This window comes from Synechococcus sp. R6-5, from assembly GCF_047461775.1.
In the GTDB taxonomy this organism is placed as follows: Bacteria; Cyanobacteriota; Cyanobacteriia; order Thermostichales; family Thermostichaceae; genus Thermostichus.
In genome coordinates this window covers 1-1,126 of the sequence record NZ_JANSHV010000318.1, presented here as the reverse complement: position 1 = coordinate 1,126, position 1,126 = coordinate 1, and the positions used below count along the sequence as shown (strand labels likewise).

Below are 1,126 nucleotides of genomic sequence, written 5' to 3'. Positions count from 1 at the left end.
CGCTTTGCGTCAGCATGAGTGCGGGAGTTATGTCACTTGTGCAACCGTTTATCGCTGGCTGAGCCGAGCAGACCTCACGACAACAAAAGTCAAGACCCGCAAGCGAAAGACAGACTTGGCTGCCCTGCAGAAAGACGTAGACCAGTGCCCAGAAGCTCGACTAAAGGATGGAGCCCAGCGCCAGAGCAATACCCATTAACTGCAGCATTGACAATATCCGACAATATCCAAACAACAAAAAGGCCCCCTTTCGAGGGCTTTTTTGAGGATACTGTTGCGCCGTTTTACCGTGGTTTTCGACCTGGAAAATCCAGTATAGGATACCGGGGATGATTGTCGATAGTTTCCAAATCAAGTTTGGCCTACTGCTCTCACATCCACTTCCCATCCTAATTGTCGAAGGGTATAGATCGCAAAAACATAACGGCAGTCACCAACGCCGCAGAATCCTCTCCCAATCATACCCCATTTTTGGGGTGTGCCCGTCAAGTGCTCACCAAGGGCTAGGATAAAAGACAGCTTGACGGGTTGCTGGCCATGCTTGGTTCCTGGTTAGACAACATCTACGGCGCTTGGTTTCTGCCGGAGCGCACCTTTCGGGCGTTGCGGGAACAGCCTGTTCTCTGGCAAGCCTTTGGGGTGGTGGGGCTGCTCAACGTCCTGGATGCGATTCGCCGCTCTGGGGTAAGCCTGCCGAGCATGGTGCTGGCGGTGCTGATGGGATCCCTGGGCTGGGTGGGTTTGGCGGCTTTGTTGCAATTGCTGGCCTTTTGTTTGGGTCGGGCTGTCCCTTCCTTTTCAGCGCTGCTGTGCTTGACGGGGTTTGCCGGTTTGCCGTGGCTGCTGCTGGGGCCTGCTCAATCGTTGGGTGGGGTGGTGGGATCCCTGCTGGGCTTGTCAGCTCTGCTGTGGTTTGTGGTTTGGCAGGTGCGGGCAGTAGCTGTAGCGCTGGATTTGGAGTGGTGGCGGCTGCTGGGCCTGATCCCATTGGCTTTCCTGGGGGGGATCTTGGCCCTGAGCTGGCTGACCAGCAGCGTCGTTGCTTTGGCTTCCTTGGGCTAAAGCTTATAGTTGTTTCAGGTTAAGGTGAAACGCCTAGGCTACTGATCGCGCCAGCGGGACGGAG

Annotated in this window: 2 protein-coding genes; both read left to right on the top strand. The window is 55.7% G+C overall.

Annotated elements, in window-relative coordinates:
* Positions 1–4 precede the first annotated feature (4 nt).
* Positions 5–199 carry an IS630 transposase-related protein gene (locus NW818_RS13325; RefSeq protein WP_414424823.1) on the top strand — a complete coding sequence of 65 codons (195 nt, stop codon included), beginning with the start codon at positions 5–7 and terminating at the stop codon, positions 197–199.
* Between the two features lie 338 nt (positions 200–537).
* Entirely contained in the window at positions 538–1,062 is a 525-nt protein-coding gene (locus tag NW818_RS13320; protein WP_414383635.1) for a YIP1 family protein, read from the top strand.
* Positions 1,063–1,126: the final 64 nt, after the last annotated feature.